The 19240-nt window shown below is 37.0% G+C and carries 21 protein-coding genes; all 21 read right to left on the bottom strand.

All coding sequences use genetic code 11. The features are described from left to right. Window positions 1–273: 273 nt before the first annotated feature. The 21 genes from NKR74_RS07490 to NKR74_RS07390 all read right to left on the bottom strand — a co-directional run bounded on the left by NKR74_RS07490 (window position 274) and on the right by NKR74_RS07390 (window position 19238). The gene (locus NKR74_RS07490) at window positions 274–810 is read right to left on the bottom strand and encodes a ReoY family proteolytic degradation factor (RefSeq protein ID WP_098309402.1); all 537 of its coding nucleotides are present in this window, start codon (window positions 808–810) and stop codon (window positions 274–276) included. Between the two features lie 72 nt (window positions 811–882). Beyond that, the gene (locus NKR74_RS07485; protein WP_253629120.1) at window positions 883–2145 is read right to left on the bottom strand and encodes a tetratricopeptide repeat protein; all 1263 of its coding nucleotides are present in this window, start codon (window positions 2143–2145) and stop codon (window positions 883–885) included. A 109-nt stretch (window positions 2146–2254) separates the two neighbouring features. Continuing rightward, window positions 2255–3538 (bottom strand): 3-phosphoshikimate 1-carboxyvinyltransferase, encoded by a 1284-nt coding sequence (gene aroA / locus NKR74_RS07480; RefSeq protein ID WP_309247626.1) that lies wholly within the window; start codon window positions 3536–3538, stop codon window positions 2255–2257. A gap of 209 nt (window positions 3539–3747) precedes the next feature. Next, window positions 3748–4860, bottom strand: coding sequence for a histidinol-phosphate transaminase (gene hisC, locus NKR74_RS07475; RefSeq protein ID WP_098309405.1), 1113 nt, complete (start codon window positions 4858–4860; stop codon window positions 3748–3750). A gap of 14 nt (window positions 4861–4874) precedes the next feature. Continuing rightward, the gene (gene aroH, locus NKR74_RS07470; RefSeq protein WP_098309406.1) at window positions 4875–5237 is read right to left on the bottom strand and encodes a chorismate mutase; all 363 of its coding nucleotides are present in this window, start codon (window positions 5235–5237) and stop codon (window positions 4875–4877) included. After that, the gene (aroB, locus tag NKR74_RS07465) at window positions 5234–6325 is read right to left on the bottom strand and encodes a 3-dehydroquinate synthase (RefSeq protein WP_253629119.1); all 1092 of its coding nucleotides are present in this window, start codon (window positions 6323–6325) and stop codon (window positions 5234–5236) included. The genes aroH and aroB overlap by 4 nt, the downstream gene beginning before the upstream one ends. Next, the gene (aroC, locus tag NKR74_RS07460) at window positions 6325–7497 is read right to left on the bottom strand and encodes a chorismate synthase (RefSeq protein WP_253629118.1); all 1173 of its coding nucleotides are present in this window, start codon (window positions 7495–7497) and stop codon (window positions 6325–6327) included. Before aroC ends, aroB begins: the two co-directional genes overlap by 1 nt. Before the next feature lie 167 nt (window positions 7498–7664). Beyond that, entirely contained in the window at window positions 7665–8111 is a 447-nt protein-coding gene (gene ndk, locus NKR74_RS07455; RefSeq protein WP_253629117.1) for a nucleoside-diphosphate kinase, read from the bottom strand. 122 nt (window positions 8112–8233) lie between these two features. Beyond that, window positions 8234–9196, bottom strand: a complete 963-nt coding sequence (gene hepT / locus NKR74_RS07450; RefSeq protein WP_253629116.1) for a heptaprenyl diphosphate synthase component II — start codon at window positions 9194–9196, stop codon at window positions 8234–8236. A 178-nt stretch (window positions 9197–9374) separates the two neighbouring features. Further along, the gene (locus tag NKR74_RS07445) at window positions 9375–10082 is read right to left on the bottom strand and encodes a demethylmenaquinone methyltransferase (protein WP_253629115.1); all 708 of its coding nucleotides are present in this window, start codon (window positions 10080–10082) and stop codon (window positions 9375–9377) included. A gap of 37 nt (window positions 10083–10119) precedes the next feature. Beyond that, a complete protein-coding gene (locus NKR74_RS07440) occupies window positions 10120–10863 on the bottom strand; it encodes a heptaprenyl diphosphate synthase component 1 (protein ID WP_253629114.1) in 744 nt (247 codons plus the stop codon). A gap of 319 nt (window positions 10864–11182) precedes the next feature. Continuing rightward, window positions 11183–11752, bottom strand: a complete 570-nt coding sequence (gene folE / locus NKR74_RS07435) for a GTP cyclohydrolase I FolE (protein ID WP_098309413.1) — start codon at window positions 11750–11752, stop codon at window positions 11183–11185. A 122-nt stretch (window positions 11753–11874) separates the two neighbouring features. After that, window positions 11875–12147, bottom strand: a complete 273-nt coding sequence (locus tag NKR74_RS07430; protein WP_001043860.1) for an HU family DNA-binding protein — start codon at window positions 12145–12147, stop codon at window positions 11875–11877. A 288-nt stretch (window positions 12148–12435) separates the two neighbouring features. Next, window positions 12436–13914: a stage IV sporulation protein A gene (gene spoIVA / locus NKR74_RS07425; RefSeq protein ID WP_098309414.1), complete on the bottom strand. Its 1479-nt coding sequence runs from the start codon at window positions 13912–13914 to the stop codon at window positions 12436–12438. A gap of 191 nt (window positions 13915–14105) precedes the next feature. Beyond that, complete coding sequence (locus NKR74_RS07420) at window positions 14106–14816, bottom strand: hypothetical protein (protein ID WP_253629113.1); 711 nt, start codon at window positions 14814–14816, stop codon at window positions 14106–14108. A 21-nt stretch (window positions 14817–14837) separates the two neighbouring features. Further along, window positions 14838–15041, bottom strand: a complete 204-nt coding sequence (locus NKR74_RS07415; RefSeq protein WP_098309416.1) for a DUF2768 domain-containing protein — start codon at window positions 15039–15041, stop codon at window positions 14838–14840. Between the two features lie 277 nt (window positions 15042–15318). Further along, window positions 15319–15570 carry a stage VI sporulation protein F gene (locus NKR74_RS07410; protein WP_141525043.1) on the bottom strand — a complete coding sequence of 84 codons (252 nt, stop codon included), beginning with the start codon at window positions 15568–15570 and terminating at the stop codon, window positions 15319–15321. Window positions 15571–15687: 117 nt separating this feature from the next. Beyond that, window positions 15688–16710 carry an NAD(P)H-dependent glycerol-3-phosphate dehydrogenase gene (locus tag NKR74_RS07405; protein WP_253629112.1) on the bottom strand — a complete coding sequence of 341 codons (1023 nt, stop codon included), beginning with the start codon at window positions 16708–16710 and terminating at the stop codon, window positions 15688–15690. Between the two features lie 18 nt (window positions 16711–16728). Then, on the bottom strand, window positions 16729–18039 hold the full coding sequence (gene der / locus NKR74_RS07400; RefSeq protein ID WP_098309419.1) for a ribosome biogenesis GTPase Der: 1311 nt from the start codon (window positions 18037–18039) through the stop codon (window positions 16729–16731). A gap of 120 nt (window positions 18040–18159) precedes the next feature. After that, window positions 18160–18348 (bottom strand): capping complex subunit for YIEGIA, encoded by a 189-nt coding sequence (locus NKR74_RS07395; RefSeq protein ID WP_098309420.1) that lies wholly within the window; start codon window positions 18346–18348, stop codon window positions 18160–18162. Further along, window positions 18345–19238, bottom strand: coding sequence for a YIEGIA family protein (locus NKR74_RS07390; protein ID WP_253629111.1), 894 nt, complete (start codon window positions 19236–19238; stop codon window positions 18345–18347). The genes NKR74_RS07395 and NKR74_RS07390 overlap by 4 nt, the downstream gene beginning before the upstream one ends. Window positions 19239–19240: the final 2 nt, after the last annotated feature.

Here is a 19240-nt window from a genome sequence, read left to right as displayed (position 1 = left end):
TAGAGCCAAGAACTAGGGAATCATTCTTGGGTATGCAGCCTATGAACGGAGTCCACATAGGACTAAGGCTAGACAACCAAAGCTTTTTACAAGCCCTCACTTCAAAACGCATTAACATTTAAGTGGTCGGTAGTTGACCCAATCATAAAGAAAGTTTCACTCTATTTCTATTAAACCATACAGATAAAGGTAAAAAAAGAAAAACCATCTATAAAAGATGGTTTTTCTTCGTAATAGTCTAAAAATTTTCATAATTACTTTTCACAGATAAGTTTATAAGCATTTTAACTCGTCTGTTAACTTGCGGAACGTTTCTTCATCATGAGTATCAAGCGCTTCGTCAATTAATTTCAAAAGTCGTTCTTTTCGAAACGAATATACGCTTTCTTCTAAAAATCGCTCTGCTAATAAACGATCTTTTTCATTTACTTCGATATTCTTCGGTAAATATGGATTTTCTTCTAGCACTGCCACATAATTCGCATTTTGGAAAGATGATTTAAAATTGAGCTGAATATAAATATCTTCATCTCTGTTTAAGCGAATATCATGAAATGATTTTTCCGCATCAGTCGTCATTACATTTTGTTTATAAAAATGAAACGGTAAATCTTTCACGCAATTCGCTGACATTACCAACCCACGCGGACAATATTTCGCATGCTCTACAAAATGCACCTTATCCATTAATTGGTCATGACTCATTAAATAATTTAAAATCCAAACACATTCTCGCTGTTTCAGTTGATAATTATTTAAAAACCATTTTACAAAATCTTTCTTTTCATTCACAGAAACAGGGGTATTCATAGCGCTTGATCCCTCCTCTGTCCTTCTTTTTTCTTTTTACATTCAAGAAGTAGTATTCAGTTTCCTTCCAACTTATGAAAAATCCTCTAAATTATATAATAATTCTTCAATATGAGTTTGTGTCGGATCTAGCTGTAATAAACGTGTAAATACTTCTTTCGCCTCTTTTCGCAATCCCTCTTCTAACAAGAAGTAACCGTACTCCTCCAAGAAATCTGGATGATTCTTAAAAGAAGTATATGCGCTTTGGTAATGTTTTAATGCTTCCGAATACAATTCTAATTGTTTTTTCGCATGTGCAATATCCCAAAGTAATTGCGTGTCCGTTTCCCCATTATCAATGGCTTTTTCTACAACAGCAATCACCTCTTCATACCTTTCTTCTTCCTTTAAGATGTATGAATACTTTAAGGTAGCCCCTAAATGCGACGGATCAAGCTCTAATGCTTTCTTAAGAGAATCTTCTGCTTCATTTCTTTTCCCTAGCTTCGCTGCAACATTAGCAAGCTCTACATAAAATGGTATCGATAGTTCGTCAATTTTTATTCCTTCTTGAAGCGTTTCATAACTTTCTTGAAGCATACCTTCTTTTTCGTAGCATTTCGCCAAATACATATATAAAGATGCATATTCTGGATCTAACTCTTTTAATTCTTCCCATACACTGATTGCTCTTTGGTACTGTTCTCCTTGATACAACGTAAACGCAAATCCAAATAAAGAATGAATATCCTTCTGCTCCTCTAAACCTTCCTCATAATAAGAAATTGCTTCAGTCCATTGCCCAAGTGCGCTTAAATTTTCAGCCAATCGAAGCGGAACAACAACACCGCCCATCACTTTATGTTCTGGAAGTAATGATTCATAATATGGAATTGCTTTACTATCTTCTCCTTTACTGCTATACAATTCCCCAAGCCCGAAAGCAATTACCGGCTCATCTGGCATCATCGCTTTCGCTTTTAATAATTTTTGCTCTGCTACTTCGTCAAAACCTTGCATTTGATATAAATCAGATGCAAGGAGGAGAGATTGAACATATAATTCATCATTCTCTTGAATGTCGTGAAGTACTTCAATTGCTTCATCTTCTTTGTCTACATCAATATATAACTCTGCTAAAAATAACGTGAATTCACTTTCTTCTGGGTATAGCAACCGTAAATCTTCTACTATTTCTAGCGCCTGATCTACAAACCCTAGTGTATAATAATAACGAGCAACTTCATACTTTTCTTCATCCGTACCTTGTTTTACTTGCTCTGCTAATAGTTGTAATCCTTTCTCTGTTTCTCCGCTTTCAATATATGTAACAGCTTGTTCAAACTTTTGCATAACTAGCTCCTTTATATAAATACTTATGTAAATTCCATAATAAACAACTGTTTCCGTGTAAGCAACAGTGTGAAGAAGAAAAGAACCTTCTCAAAAAGAAAAGATTCTTTTAGTTTTGCAGCATATGTAACTGTTCAAAGAAGTTCGGATATGACACAGCTACTGCCTCGCTATTTTCAATCATAACTTCTCCATCTGCTATACACGATGCAATCCCTAACATCATACCAATACGATGATCACCATGACTATTTACCACATTTCCATCTAATTGCGTTTTACCATGCACAATCATACCATCTTCTGTTGCTTCAATATGTGCTCCTAGTTTTTTCAATTCATTTACAACTGTATCAATACGATTCGTTTCTTTTACTTTTAATTCTTCCGCATTTTTAATCACAGTTGTCCCTTCTGCTTGCGTTGCTAACAGTGCTAAAATTGGAATTTCATCAATTAATTTTGGGATGAGCGCACCGCTAATTTCTATTCCTCTTAATTGTGAGGTTTCAATTGTAATATCACCGCTTGGCTCAAATTCTTCATTGCGAATATTCTCTATTGACAAATTCGCACCCATTTGTGATAACACATCAAGAATTCCAGTTCTTGTCGGATTCAACCCAACGTTTTTTAATACAACTTTACTATTTGGTACAATTGCACCTGCAACTAAGAAAAAGGCAGCTGAAGAGATATCTCCTGGCACCTCAATATTCGCCGCAGAAAGCTTTTGTCCACCTTCTAATGAGACAGTTAATCCATCAACAGTAACACAGCACCCAAATGCACGTAACATACGCTCTGTATGATCACGAGACTGTAATGGTTCTGTCACAGTTGTCACGCCTTCTCCTTGTAGCCCTGCAAGTAAAACAGCTGATTTCACCTGTGCACTTGCCACGGGAGAACGATAATGTATGCCTTTCATATTTCCCCCTCGAATAGAAAGAGGCGTATATTGTCCATCTTCTCTTCCATCAATTTTAGCACCCATTTGACGAAGAGGTTCTGTAACACGTTTCATCGGACGCTTTCCAATTGAAGAATCTCCGATAACTGTACAATGAAACGATGCATTTGCTAGTATACCAAGCATTAACCGAATTGTCGTTCCTGAGTTTCCAACATCTAATACTTCCGTCGGTTCTACTAGTCTTTGTAATCCTTTTCCATATACAGTGACATCGTTACCCTTTTGCTCAATCTTAATTCCTAACTTTTGAAAACAAGCAATCGTACTTAAACAATCTTCACCCTGAAGAAAATTTGTAATCTTCGTTGTTCCTTCTGCAATTGCCCCAAACATAACTGCGCGGTGCGAAATAGACTTATCTCCAGGAACAAAAATCGTTCCGTTTAATCCATTCTTAAGCTTTGTTAATCGGTTCACCTCTATCACCTCTATTAATGTTCACGTATGTATTCTTTCTTTATCTCGCTATTTTTGGACAGTAAGAGCCCGATTGGTAAAATTCCCCCATTAGTGAGAGATGAAAAAAATTCAATGACGGTAGTTTCACTTTATTGTACTTCTTTCCTTCTTCTTTACGCAAATAGGATGAAAAGAAACGACTCCTAATAATGGAGCCGTTTCTTTTCTTATAAATATGTCTCTTCTTTTTTCAAATTCTCTTCTACAAGTTCAGTAAGCACCGCAATAATCTCCGCGTTCTCTTCTTTCGTTCCAACTGTAATCCGAATACCGTTCGGTAAACCAAGTGGACCACCGGAACGAACGATGTATCCTTTTTGTAGTAGCCTTTCAAATACTTCATCTCCTGGAAGACCAAGCTCTAAAAAGATAAAATTCGCCTGTGATGGATAATAAAACACTTGATACTTCTCACAAAAATCATAATATTGCTGTAATCCTTTATTATTCACGTTCACACACTCTTGTAAAAACGCTTGATCTTCTACCGCGGCTTGCGCAACTACTTGTGCAATTGATGACGTATTAAATGGTAATCTTGCTACCTCTAACGAACACATTAAGCTTTCATTTCCTACCGCATAACCAATACGAAATGATGCTAATCCGTATGCTTTTGAAAATGTACGTAATACCATAAGATTTTCATACTTCTCTAGAAGTGGTAATGTTTGCGGATAATCTTTAGCCCCAGCATACTCATAGTATGCTTCATCCATAATAACAAGTGTTGTTTTCGGAACTGCCTCTAAGAATGAAAGTAACCGCTCCATTGAAACGTACGTTCCTGTTGGATTATTAGGATTACAAATCCATACGATACGTGTATGCTCATCAACTTGTGCAAGCATTGCCTCTAAATCATGTGTCCCCTCTTTTAAAGGTACTTCACGTACTTCTGCTTTTTCAATTACTGCATGATGACGATATTGTGAAAATGTCGGCTTTGCCATGACAACATTTGTTCCTTCTTGTAACAGAGAACGGCTAATCATTTGAATCACTTCATCTAAGCCGCTACCAAATAAAATTTGTTCCTTTTTTACATGAAGGTGATCTGCTAATTTTTCACGAAGAGCATACGCTGCACCGTCTGGATAGAGCGCATATTGCCCATCTAACGATGCCAAAGCTTCAGCTACACGTTTTGAACATCCAAATGGATTTTCATTTGATGCTAGCTTTACAATTTTAGATAACCCATATTGTCTCTTTACTTCTTCAATATTTCTACCTGGCACATACGCTTTTAACGACAATAATTGCTCTTTTACTTTCACTGGAATTCCCCCTATTATTTTTGTAAATCGGGCCTTAGCTGCACCGCTTTTTCTAAATAGATATGATGAATTTCATGCTGTAGTTTATTGGTCATAACCGTCATCATAACGCGAATACATTTCTCAAGAGCATTTGGCACTTCTATTTCTTGCATGCACATGACCGGTACATAAGACCAACCCTCAATACGCCTTAATGCAGCTGCCGGAAAACATGCATTTATATCTGCTGTTGTGGAAATTAATACAGATACAATATCAACAGGAGAAACGCTATTATTACTTGCCATTTCTTTCACTAAACGCTCTGTTGCAGTCAATATTTCCTCTATTTCATTACAATTGACTGTAGTTGCGCCGCGAATCGCGCGAATCAAATAGACTCCTCCTCTCTTAGAAATGCTTCTAAAGCCGTTCGGACGGTCTCATCTGAAATAGATACGACATCCACTACCCCAATCTCCTGCATAACGACCATACGAATTGTTCCACCATTCGCTTTTTTATCTTGTTTCATCACTTGAACGAGGCGATTCACATCAAGTTTACTTGGCATGCTCGGATAGCCATATGCAGCAAACCACCGTTTAATCTCCTTATATTGAAGGTCTTTTTCATATATTTGTTCACTTAAAAAGATGGCAAATAACATGCCGATTGCAACACCATCACCATGTGTTATGTTTCCATATCCCATCTCTTTTTCCAGAGCATGTCCAAGTGTATGCCCAAAATTTAAGTGAGCACGAACACCTTTTTCAGTTTCATCCTCTGCAACAATTTTTGCTTTTACTGGAATCGCACGCTGCAGTGTATAAATTAACTTATCATCTCTTAAATCAGTTAACGTTTTCACTTCTTCGCGCAGCCAATGATATAATTCTATATCTCCGATAAACGAATGTTTAATTACTTCTGCAAAACCAGAGCGCCATTCTTTTTCTGGAAGAGAATTTAAAAACGGAGTATGGTAAATAACCGCCTCTGGCTGATGAAATGCACCAATCATATTTTTCCCAAGCGGATGATTGATTGCAACCTTACCTCCAACTGCACTATCATGCGCAAGTAACGTTGTTGGTACCTGTACAAAGCGAATACCTCTCATAAACGTCGCCGCAACAAATCCCGCTAAATCTCCAATCATTCCACCGCCAAGTGCAATAATAAGCGAATGGCGATCTAAACCTTTTTCAAGCGCAAACGTTTGAACCGCATAATAATTTTCAAACGATTTTTCCTTTTCACCACTCGGAATCACAAATGAAAATACATCTTTTTCTAATTGCAAAGTATCTTTCACTTCATCTAGATGAAATGAAGCTACCGTTTCATCAGAAATCAGTAGAATACTTGAAACGGCTGGTTTCATATTTTCTATAATCTTTGATAATTGTAACAATGCCTGGGTTCCAACATACACATTATATTGTTTGGAACCTGTTTGAATTTGTATTGTCCTCATCAAAATTCCCTCGCATATTCGTTATATTTCTCAATATTTTCACGAATTAAATCAATGCGATCCGTCCCAAATTGTTCAATCACGGCTGTAGCCAGTTCCCAAGCTACAACAGCTTCCGCTACAACACTTGCTGCTGGTACAGCACAGCTATCAGAACGCTCAATACTTGCTTGAAACGCTTCTTTCGTATCAATATCAATACTTTGCAGCGGTTTATATAAAGTTGGAATTGGTTTCATGACTCCGCGAACAACAACTGGCATACCTGTCGTCATACCGCCCTCTAATCCACCTGCATTGTTTGTACGTCTCGTATACCCATTAACTTTATCCCATAAAATCTCGTCATGAACAAGACTTCCTGGCTTACGAGCTACCTCAAAACCAATCCCAATTTCCACACCTTTAAATGCATTAATACTCATGATTGCAGCCGCAAGTTTTGCATCTAATTTACGATCATAATGCACATAACTTCCAACACCAACTGGCATACCCTCTACAACAACTTCGACGATCCCTCCGATAGAATCTCCGTTTGTTTTTGCATCATCAATTGCTTGCATCATTTTCTGCGCTGCTTCTTCATCTAAACAACGAACAGGAGATGCCTCTGTAATCGTTTGTAACTCTTCAATAGAGTTATACGACTGCTTCTCCGCTTTCACTCCTCCAATTTCAATTACATGCCCTGCTACTTTTATACCCAGTTCTTCTAAAATGCGCTTTGCAACAGCTCCAGCAGCTACACGAACCGTTGTTTCTCTAGCTGAAGAACGCTCTAATACATTGCGCATATCGCGATGACCATATTTAATCGCACCATTTAAATCTGCATGTCCTGGACGAGGTCGTGTAATTTGTCGTTTCATCTCTTTTGATTCTTCCTCTGTTAACGGCTCTGCTCCCATAATTTTTGTCCAATGTGTAAAATCACGATTTTCGACAACGAGCGTAATTGGTGCACCAATTGTATATCCATGACGCACACCACTTAAAATTTGAACTTGATCTTTTTCAATTTGCATGCGGCGTCCACGGCCATGCCCTTTTTGTCTTCTTGCTAATTCTGTATTAATATCATCCGCTACTAAAGGTAAACCTGCCGGAATCCCCTCTAATATTGTCGTTAGTTGTGGTCCGTGAGATTCACCAGCTGTTATATATCGCATCGGTTACTCCCCTTTACTTCAGTATTTATGTAACACTATATCATAACCTCTATTGTTTCGTAACTAATACGAAACAAAAAAGCGCAAGAAGGAATTTAAACATCCTTTCTTGCGCTTTTTCACTATAATCATTATTTTTAAAGCGTTTACAAATTATTTCGAAATAATTAGTAAATCCACTCATTCATTGATCTAGAATACTCAACTAGCTCTTCTTTGTTAAAGAAAATACCAATTTCACGTTCTGCACTTTCAAGAGAATCTGAACCGTGAATGATGTTTTTCGCAACAGTTACTCCAAAGTCACCGCGAATTGTACCAGGTGCAGCTTCATTTGGTCTTGTTTTCCCCATCATGTTACGAGCTGTCTCAACAACACCTTCACCTTGCCATACCATTGCAAAAACAGGTCCAGATGTAATGAAATCTACTAATTCACCGAAGAAAGGTCTCTCTTTATGTTCAGCATAATGCTGTCCAGCAATCTCTGGTGTTACTTGCATAAGCTTAGCACCAACTAATTGAAAGCCCTTTTTTTCAAATCTAGCAACAATCTCCCCAATGACTGCACGCTGTACACCATCTGGTTTTACCATTAAAAACGTTTTTTCCATAATAAATCTCTCCACTTCATATTATGTATGTAATTGTACATCCCCAAACACATAGTATCACCGTTATCAAAATTGTGCAACAGTTTTGAAATGGAGAGATTATTATTTTCCTCGAAAAACATTTAAAATTTACGTTTCCCTATATACTTTGCAACATTGTGCAATGCTAATTTCGCCTGTCCACGAGGCAATGGCTTAATAACTTCTAATGCTTTATGTAAATATCTTTCACTAAATGCAAAGGCTTGATCAATTGCATTACTGTTTTTGACCGCTTCAATAATTTCTTTCATTTCATTTGAAGGCGTATTTTCATTAACTTGAACAATTCTCTCGCGAAGTTTAGGATCTTCCATCGCATATAAAGCAGGAAGTGTAATATTACCTTGTAATAAATCTCCCCCTGCCGGTTTTCCAAGCTTTTCTTCTGTTGACACAAAATCTAAAATATCATCAATAATTTGATATGACATACCAACAAAGTAACCATACCAAAACAAACGATTGACTGTATCACGACATGCACCAGATGCAATTGCCCCTAATTGACAACTCGCAGCAATTAAAAGTGCTGTTTTTCGTTTAATACGACGTAAATACGTTCGTAAATTTTGTCCAAAATCATACTTATCTTTAATTTGTTCAATTTCTCCTTTGCACACTTCAAGAATTGTATATGATAATGCTTTATGCACTTCTGGACTTTCTAAATTTGTAATGCATTCTAGAGACTTTGCAAATAAATAATCACCTGTATACATTGCAATACGATCACCCCAGTTTGCATTTACAGTCGCACTCCCTCTTCTCAAAAGAGCAGCATCAATTACATCATCATGCACAAGAGAAGCCATATGAATAAGCTCTAATGCAACGGCAACATGTTTAATTACATCGAGCTTATAATCTCCAAATTTCCCCGCAAGCAGAACGAAAACAGGTCGGATTCGTTTTCCACCGGCCTCAATCAGTTGCAACGCAGCTTCTTCAAGCAATTGTTGCTCAGAAGCAACAACTACTTTTAGTTGTTTCTCAATTTTATCAATATCCGATCGTAAAAAAGAATACATAAGTTGTAACTTCATATCGTTCACCTTAACCTAAAACTTCTTTTCTATTTTTATCCCGCTTTAACGGGAAGTAAGACTCCTACCTCAAGATTATGAGGAAACAAAAAATAGAGATAGGCAGGAGAGAACCGCCTGTTTGAGCCCGATTGGCGATACCTTTCCATTAACAGTTCCTACTAATGATAATTTCACTTTATTCCGGCTTATAACCTAAGTGCATTGCTGCTACTCCAAAAGTAAACGGCTTTACTCTTACTTGTTCTAGTCCAGCTTTTTCAAACATACGAGCCAATTCTTTCATTCCTGGAAATGTGCTTGCTGATTCTTGTAACCACGAATATTCTTTAAAACTTTTAGCAAATAGCTTTCCGAATAAAGGCATAATGTATTTAAAATATAAAAGATAACCTTGTCGAATTCCAAACATTGTCGGCTGCGATGTTTCTAAGCAAATAACCTTCCCACCCGGTTTTACAACACGAGTCATCTCTTTTAACACTTGCATATAATCTGGAACATTTCGGAGTCCAAATCCAATTGTGACATAATCAAACGTATTATCCTCAAAAGGTAGTTCCATGGCGTTACCATGAATTAATTCTACTTGATCCAATTGTAAAGCTTCCACTTTCTCTTTTCCAACCGAAAGCATATTTTTACTAAAATCTAATCCATATACTTTTCCATTTGAACCGACCGCATCAGCAAGCGCAATTGTCCAGTCAGCCGTTCCACAACATACATCAAGCGCTTTGCTGCTAGGTTGAACATCCATAATTCGCATCGTTTCTTTGCGCCATGCTTTATGTCTTTGAAAGCTAATAACTGAATTCATTACATCGTATTTATTGTATATCTTCTCAAATACGTCATGTACTCTTTCTTCTTTTGATTGTTGCATGCTTTTACCCTTCTTCCAACTGTAAAATTCAAAATACTCAAGTCGCCTCTTTCAATGTGGAAAAAAATGTTTCAATCCCTGTATCATCTTGCATCAAAGTATCAATTTGACTTCGTATCTTTTTTATCGATTCGTTGTATACGTTTTCCACTTTCATTTTATCATCAGAAGATAAAATCCTTTGAAATGCCGTAAATACTGGCGACGATTCTTTCTTCAAGAATATTTGATACTCAGTTTGCAAACGAGCTATTGCAAATATATTGTTAATTGTTGACTTTACATGTTTCACTTGAAAATGATCACACGTTTTTTGTAAAAGAGCCGATTCAATTATTCCTACACTGCTTAACATTTCTTCTATCGTTTCATATGTTTGCTGATATAACATAATTTTGTGTTCATTAATCTCTTTAATACCTTCTGCCAACGCACGAATCAATACGATATCATGATTCATTGAAAGTAAATAATAATATAGCCCACTATAATAATCCCCTGCTAATACTGTTAGTTGGCGCCGCTTATGAGACCCATCCGTCTCCTCTTTACTTGATACTTTCTCATGTGTATCTAAAGCAATTTGTACAAGCATAATGGTTACTACGTAATGTTCAATTTGCTCTCTATGTAAGTTTGCACTTTTTAAAATGGAATATAAGAACGCTAATTTTTTTTCATCAACAACTGGTTCTTCAATGTATTTTATAAAATAAGGATGGCGTAGTTTTTTATATAGCTGCTCCTTTATATCCGTAAACCCTCCGTAGATGTTACCCACAAAAATCACCCTTGTTTTCTAATTCATAAAACTTATTATAACACATTCATTCATTTTTCTATAAAGAAAACTTGACGAAACGAAACAAAGTAAGAATTGATCTTTATTCACCCTTATCCTGGCCGTTAGATTGGCATAAAGTGAAACTTCCATCAGTAGTTTTTTTCATCCCCAACTGATGGTTAGTTGAACCAATCGGGCACACGCCAGCAGTTATCCTCCACCTATCTTCCTCGCTTCTCTCTGAATCTTGAGATGAGGGGTCTTACTGCCCACGAATAGCAGGATAAAAAAAGAAAAGCAGTTTCCTGCTTTCCTACTAATTCGTCTTAATAAAAGATAGAATCTCCGCACGTGCTGGTGCGTCTGTTTCTAACACACCACGCACTGCAGTTGTTACAGTTTTTGCACCAGGTTTTTTCACACCGCGCATTGTCATACACATATGCTCTGCTTCTACAACAACCATTACACCATGCGGCTCCAACACTTCCATAATAGAATCTGCTACTGTTGATGTAATTCGTTCTTGTAATTGTGGTCGACGCGCAACTGTATCTACTGTACGTGCCAATTTACTTAACCCTGTTACTTTTCCACCTCGTGGAATATATGCAACATGAGCAACGCCATAAAACGGAACGAGATGATGCTCACACATAGAAAAGAACGGAATATCTTTTACCAATACAAGTTCTTCATGATCTTCACCAAACACTTTATGTAAATGTTCTTTTGGATCTTCATGCATACCAGAAAATACTTCTGCATACATCTTCGCAACACGTTTTGGTGTATCTAATACTCCCTCACGATTTGGATCGTCCCCAATTGCTTCTAAAATAAGACGTACTGCATGTTCGATCTGTTCTAAGTTTACATTTGCCATCCGCTAGCCCTCCCGAATAAAACCTAAAAATACTACGAACACATTCTAGCATATATATGTTTTTAAAAGCAAAAAGAAGAGTTTCCGATAAGGAAACTCTTCTTCCCCGTAATATGTAAGGATTATTTAACCGCATCTTTTAGCGCTTTACCAGGTTTGAATGCAGGTACTTTGCTTGCCGCGATTTCAATTTCCTCACCAGTTTGTGGGTTGCGTCCTTTACGAGCCGCACGCTCACGAACTTCGAAGTTACCAAATCCGATAAGTTGTACTTTATCACCTTGCTTTAAAGCTTCTAAGATGGAATCAAAAACAGCGTCAACTGCTTTTGTTGCGTCCTTTTTAGAAAGGGAACTTGCTTCTGCAACAGCATTGATTAAATCTGTCTTGTTCATGCCATTCACCTCCTCCCAAAGATACGACTGTATAATGATCATAAAATGAGTCTTACCTTCATTTGTAGGCAATTTTTACAAATTCTATACTACAAAGATGTAGATAAAATCATTATCAAGGCCTATATTATACGATTCTCCTTTATAATTCAATATTTTTAAAGAAAATGTTACCACGAAAATGTGAAAAACTGATGAAACTTGACAATCAACTATAAAGTATTAGATAATGACATTTTGTTTTTCTATGAAAAACAAAAAAAGACTCCCCAATAAGGAGTCTTTCAATTATAAAATAATTGCTATTAAGCCGCCAGATCCTTCATTTATAATTCGTTCTAGCGTTTCTTTTAATTTATAACGAGCATTTTCTGGCATTAATGATAATTTTGCCTGAATCCCTTCTCGAACGATAGAGCTAAGTGATCGCCCAAAAATGTCCGAATTCCAAATTGAAAGTGGGTCATCTTCAAAATCTTGCATTAAATAGCGAACAAGCTCTTCACTTTGCTTTTCTGTTCCAATAATTGGTTCAAATGTTGATTCCACATCAACCTTAATCATATGAATAGATGGGGCAACAGCTTTTAATTTCACACCAAAGCGCGATCCATGTCGAATAATTTCCGGCTCATCTAAGCTCATATCTGCTAGTGCCGGCGCTGCAACACCATATCCTGTTTGTTTTACCATTTTTAGTGCATCTGCAACTTGATCATATTCCGTTTTCGCATGAGCAAAGTCAAGCATTAACTTTAACAAATGATCTCTACCACGAATTTCAACGCCTACCACTTCTTTTAAAATTTGATCGTACAATTCATCTGGTGCATATAAGTCTATCTCAGCAACACCCTGCCCCATATCAATTCCTGCCAGACTTGCACGATCGATAAATTCATATTGACTAAATTGCCATACAACGCGATCAACATCGCGAAGACGCTTAATATCTTTTACTGTTTCTTGGACAGCCTCTTGATAGCTTTGACGAAGCCAGTGGTTGTCATTTAACACCATTACCCAACTCGGAAGATTTACATTCACTTCTAAAACCGGGAACTCGTATAGTGCCTCGCGCAGTACATTATATACATCCCCTTCTCTTAACCCTTCTACGCTCATTGCTAACACTGGAATATCATATTCTTCTACTAAACTTTGACGAAGTTGTTCTGTATCAGGATGATATGGCTGTACTGTATTAATAATCATAATGAAAGGTTTTCCTACTTCTTTTAATTCATTTACGACCCGGCCTTCCGCTTCAATGTAATCACGGCGGGGGATTTCTCCAATTGTTCCATCGGTTGTAATAACTACACCGATTGTAGAATGTTCTTGAATTACTTTCCGTGTCCCAATTTCCGCTGCTTCATGAAATGGAATCGGTTCTTCATACCATGGTGTATTAATCATACGTGGTCCATTTTCATCTTCATATCCTTTCGCTCCTGGGACAGTGTAACCTACACAATCTACTAAGCGGATATTCACATCGAGTCCATCATCAACATGGATAGAAACCGCTTGGTTTGGAACAAATTTGGGCTCTGTTGTCATTATTGTACGTCCTGCTGCACTTTGCGGCAGTTCGTCTTGTGCGCGCTGACGATCCGAATCGTTTTCGATATTAGGAATAACGACTAGCTCCATAAACTTCTTAATAAAAGTAGATTTTCCCGTTCGAACAGCTCCTACAACCCCTAGATAAATATCACCGCCTGTACGCTCAGCGATATCTTTAAAAATATCAACCTTTTCCAAGTGATTCCCTCCCTCAACATTTTTGGGAATAAATCATGATTATTCTTGTAGTTTGGACTGTACAGCATATGATTTTGTCCCAATTTCATATGACTATTTAAAAAGAACTTTTTGTATACGATGCAAATGTTTCAAGAAGTAAAAAACCCTTCTTCTAGAACTTATTCGTTAGAAGAAAGGTTCATGACTTATCACTTAAAAAAAATTGGTTCTTTGTTCTTTACTGTATACGGTAAGGAATACACCGGTACAAATGGAGTATGTTTCACAAGCAACTGGCGAATATCTTCTCCTTCTTTCACTTCATCACCATATTTTTGTAGCATGTCGTATAAGTCAACGCGATAATCAATATATACTTCACCTTTCTCATCAATAACAAAAGGTAGATTCTTACCAGAATATGGACTTTCCACTTGAGGAATTTCTTTATATCCCATTTTTTTATAATCAAGCTCATACACACCATCTGTAATTATTTTTTTAAACGGTGGATATTTATGCTCATCACGATAGATTTGTAGTTTCAACTTTAAATTTTGAATCTGTTCAGCCGTTCGAACATCAATTAATTTCACAGTTGGATTTGTTTCTACATCAACTAATACATACTGATAAATGCCTCCGCTTTCAAAAGCATTTCCAGGTGGTTCTTGCATAAGCCCAGGCGTAAGCTTTTGAAAATCAATTGGATATTTTTGATAGATTGGTGTATTCATATCGCGTGTTTTAATAGGCAATATATTACCATTTTGTTCTCTATATGTATTAACTGCTGTTTGCACCGCTTGTAATTGATCTTCATATGGTACTACATTTTGTTGTACCTTTTCTTTCGGATATAGACACCCAGATAGCATGCTGGTGCAACACAATACGAAAATTATTAGTGTTTTCTTCATCAGAACTCCGTCCTTTAGTTTCTATTGTTCAATTGGCCCACTAAATACAACAAGAAAAATAATAAGTCCAGATACAATCATACATGCATATGCAAACAAAGCTGTAAACCCTTTCAAAAACGTATTCTTTATTTTATGGCGACTTAACAAAATAAAAATAACAGCAATAAACATGAGAGCCATCGCTCCCAAAGAAAACCACATCTTTATAAGTCCAACAGACATATATACACCCCTTTATTTTAGCATATTTTCCTACTATTTTAACAAATTATAACTTTTAAACAAATAGAAACAATCTATTTATTCCATTCAAACTGAAAATAAAACGAAACTTCGCTACTGAAGGACTAACGGTATACATTCACATATAATGAAACCAATAAAAAACCGAAGCGAACGAGACTTCTTCGCTTCGGTTGACCAAATACTCCCACAAACAGCTCATATTCATTCCTTCATCATATCGTATGCAATATATATAACAATGGTTTCTCGTACTTTATTTTTTAAACATTTTACTTAATGAGCTAAAATCGGTTGGCATGTTATTATTAATAATCGCATTTACAATTTGATCTTCTTTCTCTTTTGATACATCTCTTCCTGCCATCGTTGCAACTTGATGAATTAACTGACGTAACACTTGCTCATCTCGCAAATTTGCATTTTGGACAGAAGAAGCTAATTTAAAAATATCATCTTTATTTACTTTCGATTCCTTTTCAATATTGTTGAATAAATTATTATCCACCTTGTTCACCCTCTCTTGTAATCTACACTTCATCGTATGCAGAAAAAAAAGAATGGTGAAAAGACCCAAAATAAGAAAAAGCTGTACAAATGTATCTTTACACTTGTACAGCTTTTCTTACAACAAATCTGGAATTTCTTCTACTTCGTGTTTACGCACACGCCCCATCAGCGTTCCTACAGCATCTTTTACATTTTTCTCATTAAATAATACATCATATAAGGCAGCTGTAATTGGCATTTCTACATTCATTTTTTTTGCCATCTCATGTGCAGCTTTTGTTGTCCGCACACCTTCAACAACCATCCCCATATTATCTAACACTTCGTTTAACGAGCAACCTTTACCAAGCAAGTTACCAGCACGCCAATTTCGGCTATGGACACTCGTACACGTTACAATTAAATCTCCCATACCTGTCAAGCCAGCAAACGTTAAGGGATTACCACCCATTTTACGACCCAAACGAGCAATTTCTGTTAAACCACGCGTCATAAGTGCCGCCTTTGCATTATCACCTAAACCAAGTCCATCAGTAATACCAGCAGCAAGGGCAATAATATTTTTTAACGCTCCGCCAAGTTCAACTCCAACAATATCTGGGTTTGTATATACACGAAAATAACTATTCATAAATAAGTCCTGAACTTCTTCCGCTGCTTCCATACGCTTTGCAGCTGATGTAACTGTTGTAGCTTGACGCAATCCAACTTCTTCTGCATGACTCGGTCCCGATAAGACAACAACATCTCGAATGAGATGTGCCGGAATTTCTTCTTCAATCACTTCCGAAATACGCTTTGAAGTTCCTGGTTCAATTCCTTTACTCGCATGAATCCATGTAATTGGCTGCGAAACAAGTTCTTTCATATTTTGCAATACTTCTCTGTATGCTTTTGTAGGTACAACGAGAAGTACTGTATCTACCCCCGCTAATGCTTCTTCTAAGGAAGAATAGGCAACGATACTGGCTGGCAATGTAATCCCCGGTAGATAACGACTATTTTCATGTTTTTCATTAATTTCATTCATGAGTTCTACTCGGTTTCCCCAAAGACGTACATCATGGCCGTTGTCAGCTAATACCATTGCTAACGCCGTTCCCCAGCTACCTGCTCCTACTACTGTGATTTTTTTCATAAAATCACACCCTCTCCATTAGTCTCGTGCTCTTGCAATAACTTTAATCGGCGTTCCTACGAAACCAAACGCATCACGCAGACGATTTTTCAAGAAACGCTCATATGAGAAGTGCAGTAACTCTGGATCATTTACGAATACAACAAATGTCGGTGGTTTCACCGCGACTTGTGTTGCGTAGAAGATTTTCAAACGTTGTCCATTATGTGTTGGTGTTGGATTCATTGCAACAGCATCCATAATTACGTCGTTTAATACGTTTGTTTGTACACGAATACTATGACTTGCATTTACCTCATTAATAACAGGAAGCAATGTATGTGTACGTTTTCTCGTTTTTGCAGATAAAAATACGATTGGTGCATAATCTAAAAATTGGAAGTGAGCACGAATATTCTCTTCGAATTCCTTCATCGTTTTCTCATCTTTTTCAACCGCATCCCATTTATTTACAACGATAATAACAGCACGACCTGAATCATGCGCATATCCAGCGATTTTTTTATCTTGTTCAATAATTCCTTCTTCACCATCTAAAACAACTAAAACAACGTCAGAGCGTTCAATTGCTCGAAGTGCGCGAAGTACACTATATTTTTCAGTACTTTCATATACTTTTCCTTTTTTACGCATTCCTGCAGTATCAATGATAACGTAATCTTGTCCATCTTTACTGTACGGAGTATCAACTGCATCACGTGTTGTACCTGCTACATTACTAACGATTACACGTTCTTGACCAAGCAATGCATTTACCATTGATGATTTCCCAACATTCGGACGGCCAATTAAACAGAATTTAATTGTTTCATCATCGTATGCTTCTTCTTCAATTTTCGGGAAATGTTTTGCTGCTTCATCTAATAAGTCCCCTAGCCCTAAACCATGTGTACCAGAAATCGGAAATGGTTCTCCAAATCCTAACGCATAAAAATCATAAATATCGCTGCGCATCTCTGGGTTATCTATTTTGTTGACCGCTAATACAACCGGCTTTTTAGAACGATATAAAATCTTTGCAACCTCTTCATCCGCAGCTGTTACACCGTCGCGACCATTCGTCATAAAAATAATAACATCAGCTTCATCAATCGCAACTTCTGCTTGTTGACGAATTTGTGTCAAAAATGGCTCGTCCCCAATATCAATTCCACCTGTATCAATAATGTTAAACTCATGATTTAACCATTCTCCTGCACTATAAATACGATCTCGTGTTACACCAGGAATATCTTCTACAATCGACACTCTTTCCCCAACAATTCTATTGAAAATAGTAGATTTTCCAACGTTTGGGCGTCCTACTATTGCCACTACCGGTTTTGGCATATACTTTCATCCTTTCTATTTGCTTCTGTTATTATGTAAAAAACCCTTCTTTGTGCAAGAAGGGATTTGCATTCCAGAATATTTCTCTTTATATCAAAACATCTCATATTATAGCACATTTCAAGAATGTTTCACAATAATATATAGGTTCTCTTGTAAGCGGTGTGCAATTCCATCTAAAATCGCTTCTAAATTATTAGCAACAAATTCCATTTCTTCCACTGTCTCACATACAAATAATGGAGCGCCGCCAGCGAATTTTTCTGGAATTGTTGTAATGACAGCAAGAATACATTTTTCTAATATCACCCTTTATCTCCCCTTCCGTTAGGAGCCTCAGAAGCCATATGAACAGCACTTTCTAACGTCGGAACATTTCCAATGACTTGAATAGCTTTCTTCACATCTTGATCTTGCGGTAAAACAAACACGCCTATTCTTCCATCATTTAAATCTCGTTTTGCAAGCGGTACAAGTGCTGGTGTTCCAGAATCTCGATAAACACCAAGCGAAACAGACACTTCATGTAAAATGGCTTGCCTTTGACCTAAATTCGCTAATGTTATTCGTGCATCAATAGACTTCGGTTTCAAAATAAACCCCATGCCATACTTCATAATTTCTTTTTGTCTCGCTGGTAAACCAATATTCATAATATAAATATTATCTACATAAAGACCAGCGCCTTCAAAATGTGGTGGCACATGTTCAATTTCCACAAGATCACGCAGTCGTTTACCGGACATTAACATTTTCGCAACAAAGAAACTTATTATTCCAGCAAAAATACCGGCATACCAAGATTTAAACCCTAAATACGCAAAGCTGGTTACAAAAGATGTTAACATCGCTAAATAGTTACGGCTCTCAAACACAAGTGCAATTCCTTCAATATATGTATTCCCCCGCGGGACAAGCTCATATCCATCTAATTGCTGCAGTGTATTACGCTCCATATTACGCACATCACGAAATTGCGATGCCGCTAATGTCAAAAATGTAATAGCGGAGAAATCTTTCTTCATAATAGATGGGATCGCAACTGCCCCAAGAGCAGACGCAGTAATTCCCATTGCAATATGAATAATCTTGCCATGCAAGCGAGTTGGATACTGCCTTGTATCAGTTTGAAGCATTAAAATTCGTGTAACTGTCCCCACAATTACCCCAAGTAAAATCGCTGATGTATATGAATTCATAA

This window comes from Bacillus sp. 3103sda1 (genome assembly GCF_024159135.1).
Lineage (GTDB): Bacteria > Bacillota > Bacilli > Bacillales > Bacillaceae_G > Bacillus_A > Bacillus_A rhizoplanae.
This window is presented reverse-complemented; position numbering and strand designations above follow the sequence as displayed.

What these genes read in the sequence shown, in the direction of transcription:
- NKR74_RS07490 (WP_098309402.1), bottom strand. Translation starts at nt 810, where the DNA reads ATGAATACCCCTGTTTCTGTGAATGAAAAGAAAGATTTTGTAAAATGG.
- NKR74_RS07485 (WP_253629120.1), bottom strand. Translation starts at nt 2,145, where the DNA reads ATGCAAAAGTTTGAACAAGCTGTTACATATATTGAAAGCGGAGAAACA.
- aroB (WP_253629119.1), bottom strand. Translation starts at nt 6,325, where the DNA reads ATGAGGACAATACAAATTCAAACAGGTTCCAAACAATATAATGTGTAT.
- aroC (WP_253629118.1), bottom strand. Translation starts at nt 7,497, where the DNA reads ATGCGATATATAACAGCTGGTGAATCTCACGGACCACAACTAACGACA.
- ndk (WP_253629117.1), bottom strand. Translation starts at nt 8,111, where the DNA reads ATGGAAAAAACGTTTTTAATGGTAAAACCAGATGGTGTACAGCGTGCA.
- hepT (WP_253629116.1), bottom strand. Translation starts at nt 9,196, where the DNA reads ATGAAGTTACAACTTATGTATTCTTTTTTACGATCGGATATTGATAAA.
- NKR74_RS07445 (WP_253629115.1), bottom strand. Translation starts at nt 10,082, where the DNA reads ATGCAACAATCAAAAGAAGAAAGAGTACATGACGTATTTGAGAAGATA.
- folE (WP_098309413.1), bottom strand. Translation starts at nt 11,752, where the DNA reads ATGGCAAATGTAAACTTAGAACAGATCGAACATGCAGTACGTCTTATT.
- NKR74_RS07430 (WP_001043860.1), bottom strand. Translation starts at nt 12,147, where the DNA reads ATGAACAAGACAGATTTAATCAATGCTGTTGCAGAAGCAAGTTCCCTT.
- NKR74_RS07420 (WP_253629113.1), bottom strand. Translation starts at nt 14,816, where the DNA reads ATGAAGAAAACACTAATAATTTTCGTATTGTGTTGCACCAGCATGCTA.
- NKR74_RS07415 (WP_098309416.1), bottom strand. Translation starts at nt 15,041, where the DNA reads ATGTCTGTTGGACTTATAAAGATGTGGTTTTCTTTGGGAGCGATGGCT.
- NKR74_RS07405 (WP_253629112.1), bottom strand. Translation starts at nt 16,710, where the DNA reads ATGAAAAAAATCACAGTAGTAGGAGCAGGTAGCTGGGGAACGGCGTTA.
- der (WP_098309419.1), bottom strand. Translation starts at nt 18,039, where the DNA reads ATGCCAAAACCGGTAGTGGCAATAGTAGGACGCCCAAACGTTGGAAAA.
- NKR74_RS07390 (WP_253629111.1), bottom strand. Translation starts at nt 19,238, where the DNA reads ATGAATTCATATACATCAGCGATTTTACTTGGGGTAATTGTGGGGACA.